The 6164-nt window shown below is 66.5% G+C and carries 4 protein-coding genes; 1 reads left to right on the plus strand and 3 read right to left on the minus strand.

Going from position 1 to position 6164, the window contains the following annotated elements:
• Positions 1-243 precede the first annotated feature (243 nt).
• From AC0SZ7_RS31400 to AC0SZ7_RS31410, 3 genes are read right to left on the minus strand one after another with little or no spacing between them, the layout of a single operon-like run.
• Complete coding sequence (locus AC0SZ7_RS31400) at positions 244-1818, minus strand: aldehyde dehydrogenase (NADP(+)) (protein WP_475507966.1); 1575 nt, start codon at positions 1816-1818, stop codon at positions 244-246.
• Between the two features lie 9 nt (positions 1819-1827).
• On the minus strand, positions 1828-2820 hold the full coding sequence (gene araD1, locus AC0SZ7_RS31405) for an AraD1 family protein (protein WP_475507967.1): 993 nt from the start codon (positions 2818-2820) through the stop codon (positions 1828-1830).
• Positions 2821-2841: 21 nt separating this feature from the next.
• Entirely contained in the window at positions 2842-4173 is a 1332-nt protein-coding gene (locus AC0SZ7_RS31410; RefSeq protein ID WP_475507968.1) for an MFS transporter, read from the minus strand.
• Positions 4174-4342: 169 nt separating this feature from the next.
• Between AC0SZ7_RS31410 and AC0SZ7_RS31415 the strand changes: the two genes are divergently transcribed.
• Positions 4343-6082 (plus strand): IlvD/Edd family dehydratase, encoded by a 1740-nt coding sequence (locus tag AC0SZ7_RS31415; protein WP_475507969.1) that lies wholly within the window; start codon positions 4343-4345, stop codon positions 6080-6082.
• Positions 6083-6164: the final 82 nt, after the last annotated feature.

Genomic DNA, 6164 nt, shown 5'->3' on the forward strand with positions numbered 1-6164 from the left:
ATGTTCGAGGTCGGCTCGTTCAACTGTTCGGGCTTGTAGCCAGAGCGGAGAGGTGAATGGCGGTTCTGCTGCTACACGTGCTTATCAACACTGCTGCCGAACAACCTGCCATTCACCGCTCTCACCTTAGATTCTATTCCCTTCTCTAGACACAAGCTGCCGAAGGCTGCGTCCTGCCCACCGCAGTTTACCTGGCATTACGCGGGGGGGCGGGACGCGGCCTGCGGCCGCTGCTACGGGGCTTTACAAGGCGTCGCGGCTGGGGGCGCCGTCTACCAGGCGCGTCAGGCCCAGCGGGTTGGCGTTGCGCAGCGCTTCGGGCAGCAACTCGTCGGGGTAGTTCTGGAAGCACACCGGGCGCAGGAAGCGGTCGATGGCCAGGGTGCCCACCGAGGTGCCACGCGAGTCCGAGGTGGCAGGGTAAGGGCCGCCGTGGACCATCGCCTCGCAGACCTCGACGCCCGTCGGGTAGCCATTGAGCAGGATGCGCCCGACCTTCTGCTCCAGCAGCGCGGTCAGCTCGGCGTGGTGACGGAAGTCGGCCGGCTCACCGATCAGCGTGGCGGTCAGTTGGCCATGCAAGGCCTCAAGTGCGGCGTTCAGCTGGTATTGATCGGCAACCTCGACCAGCACGGTCGTCGGGCCGAACACCTCTTCCTGCAGCACTTCATCACCGTCCAGCAGCAATTGCACATCGGCCTGGAACAGCTGCGGCTGCGCCTGCGCGCCTTGCTGGGTGCTGCCCGCCAGGTGGCGAATGCCGGGGTGGGCGTGCAGTGCTTCCAGGCCCTTGGCGTAACTGCGCAAGGTGCCTGCGTTGAGCATGGTCTGGGCCGGTTGCGCGCCCATGGCGGCCGCCAGTTGTTGGGCGAACACACTGAAACCCGGCGAACGCAGGCCAATCACCAGCCCGGGGTTGGTGCAGAACTGCCCGCAGCCCTGCACCACCGAGGCGGTCAGCTCGCGGGCCACGGTTTCCCCGCGCAGTTCCAGCGCCTGGGGCAACAGGATCACCGGGTTGATGCTCGACATTTCGGCGAACACCGGGATCGGCTGCGGCCGCGCCGCCGCCATGTCGCACAAGGCACGGCCGCCTTTCAACGACCCCGTGAAGCCCACGGCCTGGATGGCCGGGTGCTTGACCAGCGCCTCCCCTACCCCGGCGCCGTAGATCATGTTGAACACGCCGGCAGGCATCTCGGTGCGCTCGGCGGCGCGAATGATCGCGTCCGCGACCCGCTCGGCGGTGGCCATGTGGCCGCTGTGGGCCTTGAACACCACCGGGCAGCCGGCGGCCAGGGCGGCGGCGGTGTCGCCGCCGGCAGTGGAGAACGCCAGCGGGAAGTTGCTGGCGCCGAACACCGCCACCGGGCCTACGCCGATGCGGTACTGGCGCAGGTCCGGGCGCGGCAGCGGCGTGCGCTCGGGCAGCGCGCGGTCGATGCGCGCGCCGTAGAAATCGCCACGGCGCAGCACCTTGGCGAACAGGCGCATCTGCCCGCTGGTACGGCCGCGCTCGCCCTGGATGCGCGGCGCCGGCAGGGCGGTTTCCTGGGTCACCAGGGCAACGAAGTCATCACCCAGCGCGTCCAGCTCGTCGGCAATCGCTTCCAGGAACTGCGCCCGCCGCTCGCTGCTCAGGCGTCGGTACAGCGGGTACGCCTGCTTGGCCGCGCGGGCGGCGGCGTCGACTTCTTCAGGGGTGGCCTGGTGAAAGTCGAACGGCAGTTCGGCGCCGGTGCTGGCGTCGACGCTCTTGACCACTGCCGCGCCCTGGGCGCTGCGGCGCCCGCCAATGTAGTTATGACCACGAATCATGGTGCCTCCTCAAAGCTTGCCGATACTGCCAGGGGCGAACGCCGCCTCGCCACGGCCGACGCGGTTGTTCAGCGGCGCGCCGAACTCGTCCAGGCTGATCTCGAAACGGTCGCCCACCTGGGTGCTGATGCCGTCGGCGAACGACAGCGTCGCAGTGCCAAAGAAATGGATGTGCACATCGCCTGGGCGCAGGAATTGCGCGTACTTGAAGTGGTGATACTCCAGGTTGTCGAAGCTGTGGCACATATTGCCTTCGCCGCTGAGGAATTCTTTCTCCCACAGCAGTTTGCCGTCGCGCCAGATGCGGCTGATACCCGCCAGGTGCGTGGGCAGCTCGCCTACCCGCAATTCCGGGCCGTAGGAGCAGTGGCGCAATTTAGAGTGCGCCAGGTACAGGTAGTTCTTGCGCTCCATCACGTGGTCGGAAAACTCGTTGCCCAGGGCGAAGCCCAGGCGGTACGGCTTGCCGTCACGACCGATGACGTACATCCCGCCCAACTCCGGCTCCTCGCCGGCGTCTTCGGCGAACGGCGGCACCGGGAATTCGCCGCCGGGGCGCACGACAATGCCGCCGTCACCCTTGTAGAACCATTCGGGCTGCACCCCGGCCTGCCCCGCCGCCGGTTTGCCGCCATCCAGGCCCCACTTGAAGATTTTCATGCTGTCGGTGACCGCGGCTTCCTCGCCCACCTGCTGGTGCATCTTGTCGCGGGTGGCGGCGCTGCCCAGGTGGGTCAGGCCGGTGCCGGTGATCAGCATGTGCGCAGGGTCGGGGTGGTCCAGCGGCGGCAGGATGCGGCCTTCGTCCAGCAGTTGCAGGTAATCGTGGTGCTGGCCCAGGCCCAGGTCATCGACATGGCGCGCCAGGCCGATGCCGGCCTCGATCGCGGCCAGGGCCAGTTCGCGCACGCTGTTGGCACCGCGCACTTCGTGCACGCGGTCACTGTCCACCAGGCCCACGCGGCGCTGGCCATCATTCAATTGGAATTGCACTAGACGCATGGTTGCTGCTCCCTTTTGTTGTCAGGTACGTGCGCTGGGTTGCGCGCTGCGGGCACTGGCGGCGAACTGTTCGGCCGGCAGCGCGTGGCGGCGCTCCAGCAGGCGGTAGACCACCCCGGTCAAGGCCAGGCCGAACAGCATCACGCCGGTGAGGAAATACAGGCCGCTGGCCAGGTTGCCGGTGTACTCCTTGAGCGCACCAATCACGAACGGGCCGATGTAGCCGCCCAGGTTGCCCACCGAGTTGATCAGGGCAATGCCGGCGGCCGCACTGGCACCCGCGAAGAAGCGCCCCGGCAGGGTCCAGAACACTGCCGTGCAGGAAAACAGCGCAAAGGCCACCAGGCTCAGGGCTGCCAATTGCAGCACCGGTACACTCAGCCAGGCGCTGAAGAACAGGCCGGCGGCGCCCAGTACGTAGAGCACGGCCAGGTGGCCATAGCGGTCGTTGAGGCGGTCGGAACTGCGCGGCACGATCAGCAGGCCGACGATGCCGAAAACGTAGGGCACCGACGAGACGAAACCGGTGACCAGGTCGCTGCCGCCAAACTGCTTGATCAGCGTCGGCAGCCACAGGCCCAGGCCATAAATGCTCAGGGTCACCGGCAGGTAGAACAGCGCCAGCAACAGCACGCGGAAATCCTTCAACGCGTTCAGCGGGTTGCCGTGGCGGGTCTGGCCGTAGGTATCCAGGTCCTTCTGCAATTCGGCGCTCAGCCAGCTTTTTTCCGCCGCCGTCAGCCACTGAACGTGCGCCGGGCCGTCCGGCAACCAGCGCAGCACCGGCCAGGTCAGCACGATGGCCGGCGTGCCGATGGCAATGAACAGCCACTGCCAGCCGTGCAGCCCCAGCACCCCATCCATGCCCAGCAGCCCGCCGGACACAGGCCCGGTGATCATCATGGCGATGGGTTGCGAGAGGATGAACAGGCCGAGGATCTTGCCGCGGTGGCGCACCGGGAACCATTGGGTGATGTAGTACAGCACGCCGGGGAAGAAGCCCGCCTCGGCGGCGCCCAGCAGGAAGCGCATCACGTAGAAGCTGTTGGGCCCCTGCACGAACGCCATGCCGATGGTGATGGCGCCCCAGGTGATCATGATGCGCGCGAACCAGCGCCGTGCGCCGAAGCGGGTCAGCAGCAGGTTGCTGGGGATCTCCAACAGGAAGTAGCCGATGAAGAACAGCCCGGCGCCCATGCCGTAGGCGGCGTCGCCGATGCCCACGTCGGAACCCATGTGCAGCTTGGCGAAGCCCACCGCCGAGCGGTCCACGTAGGCCACCAGGTACAGCAGAATCAGGAAGGGGATCAGTTTGAGGGTGATACGCCTGACCAGGCGCAGTTCTTCGCTCATGGCAACGGTCTCCAATTGTTCTTGTTATGGATGGGGATCGGCAGGCCGTCCTCCGTTGCGAACGACTATATAGTATTACTATTTAACGAACAACGACTTCACATGTTGGGATTTTAGGCCTATTTTAGCTATCAGCGCCGCCATTAAGTCTTACAATAAGAGAGCTCCCATGTCTGATAAGAAACCTACCCTGCGTTCGGCCCAATGGTTCGGCACCGCCGACAAGAACGGCTTCATGTACCGCAGCTGGATGAAGAACCAGGGCATCGCCGACCATCAATTCCATGGCAAGCCGATCATCGGTATCTGCAACACCTGGTCCGAGCTGACCCCTTGCAACGCTCACTTCCGTACCATCGCCGAGCACGTCAAGCGCGGTGTGCTGGAAGCGGGCGGCTTCCCGGTGGAATTCCCGGTGTTCTCCAATGGCGAATCCAACCTGCGCCCCACCGCCATGCTCACCCGCAACCTGGCGAGCATGGACGCGGAGGAGGCCATTCGCGGCAACCCTATCGACGGCGTGGTGCTGCTGACCGGCTGTGACAAGACCACCCCCGCACTGCTGATGGGCGCTGCCAGCTGCGACGTGCCGGCCATCGTCGTCACCGGCGGGCCGATGCTCAACGGCAAGCACAAGGGCCGCGACATCGGCGCCGGCACCATCGTCTGGCAGATGCATGAATCGCTGAAGGCCGGGCAGATCAGCCTGGACGAATTCCTTTCCGCCGAAGCCGGCATGTCGCGCTCGGCCGGCACCTGCAACACCATGGGCACGGCCTCGACCATGGCCTGCATGGCCGAAGCATTGGGCACCTCGCTGCCGCACAACGCTGCCATTCCAGCGGTGGATTCGCGCCGCTACGTGCTGGCGCACATGTCCGGCATGCGCGCCGTGGAGATGGTCAAGGAAGACCTGCGCCTGTCGAAGATCCTCACCCGCGAAGCCTTCGAAAACGCCATCCGCGTCAACGCTGCCATCGGCGGGTCCACCAATGCCGTGATCCACCTGAAGGCCATCGCCGGGCGCATCGGCGTCGACCTGGAACTGGACGACTGGACCCGCATCGGCCGCGGCACCCCTACCCTGGTGGACCTGCAGCCGTCCGGGCGCTTCCTGATGGAAGAGTTCTACTACGCCGGCGGCCTGCCCGCCGTGCTGCGCCGCCTGGGCGAAAACAACCTGATCCCCAACCCCGAGGCCCTTACCGTCAATGGCAAGAGCCTGTGGGACAACGTGCGCAACTCGCCCATCTATGGTGACGACGAGGTGATTCGCGCCATCGACAACCCGCTGGTAGCCGACGGCGGCATCTGCGTGCTGCGCGGCAACCTGGCGCCGCTGGGCGCGGTGCTCAAGCCCTCCGCCGCCACCCCGGCGCTGATGAAACACCGTGGCCGCGCCGTGGTGTTCGAAAACTTCGACCAGTACAAGGCGCGCATCAACGACCCGGAACTGGACGTGGACGCCGACTCCATCCTGGTGATGAAAAACTGCGGCCCCAAGGGCTACCCGGGCATGGCCGAGGTGGGCAACATGGGCCTGCCGGCCAAGCTGCTGGCCCAGGGCGTGACCGACATGGTGCGCATCTCGGACGCACGCATGAGCGGCACCGCCTACGGCACCGTGGTGCTGCACGTGGCGCCGGAAGCGGCGGCCGGTGGCCCGCTGGCAGCGGTGAAGGAAGGCGACTACATCGAACTGGACTGCAGCACCGGGCGCCTGCACCTGGACATCAGCGACGCCGAATTGGCGGCGCGCCTGGCCGACTGGCAGGCGCCGGTGCACAACCTGCTGGCCGGCGGCTACCGCCAGCTGTACGTGGACCATGTGATGCAGGCCGACCAGGGTTGCGACTTCGACTTCCTGGTAGGCTGCCGCGGCGCCGAAGTGCCCCGCCACTCCCACTGACACCCCCACCCGTAGCAGCGGGGGGGGGGGGGCCGGCGCGCCCCCCCCCCCCCCCCCACCCCCCCGCGGGCGGCGCCCCCGC

The organism is Pseudomonas sp. JC1203 (assembly GCF_056175065.1).

Excerpts from the sequence above, each read along its gene's own strand:
- AC0SZ7_RS31400 (WP_475507966.1), bottom strand. The coding sequence starts at position 1,818 with ATGATTCGTGGTCATAACTACATTGGCGGGCGCCGCAGCGCCCAGGGC.
- araD1 (WP_475507967.1), bottom strand. The coding sequence starts at position 2,820 with ATGCGTCTAGTGCAATTCCAATTGAATGATGGCCAGCGCCGCGTGGGC.
- AC0SZ7_RS31410 (WP_475507968.1), bottom strand. The coding sequence starts at position 4,173 with ATGAGCGAAGAACTGCGCCTGGTCAGGCGTATCACCCTCAAACTGATC.
- AC0SZ7_RS31415 (WP_475507969.1), top strand. The coding sequence starts at position 4,343 with ATGTCTGATAAGAAACCTACCCTGCGTTCGGCCCAATGGTTCGGCACC.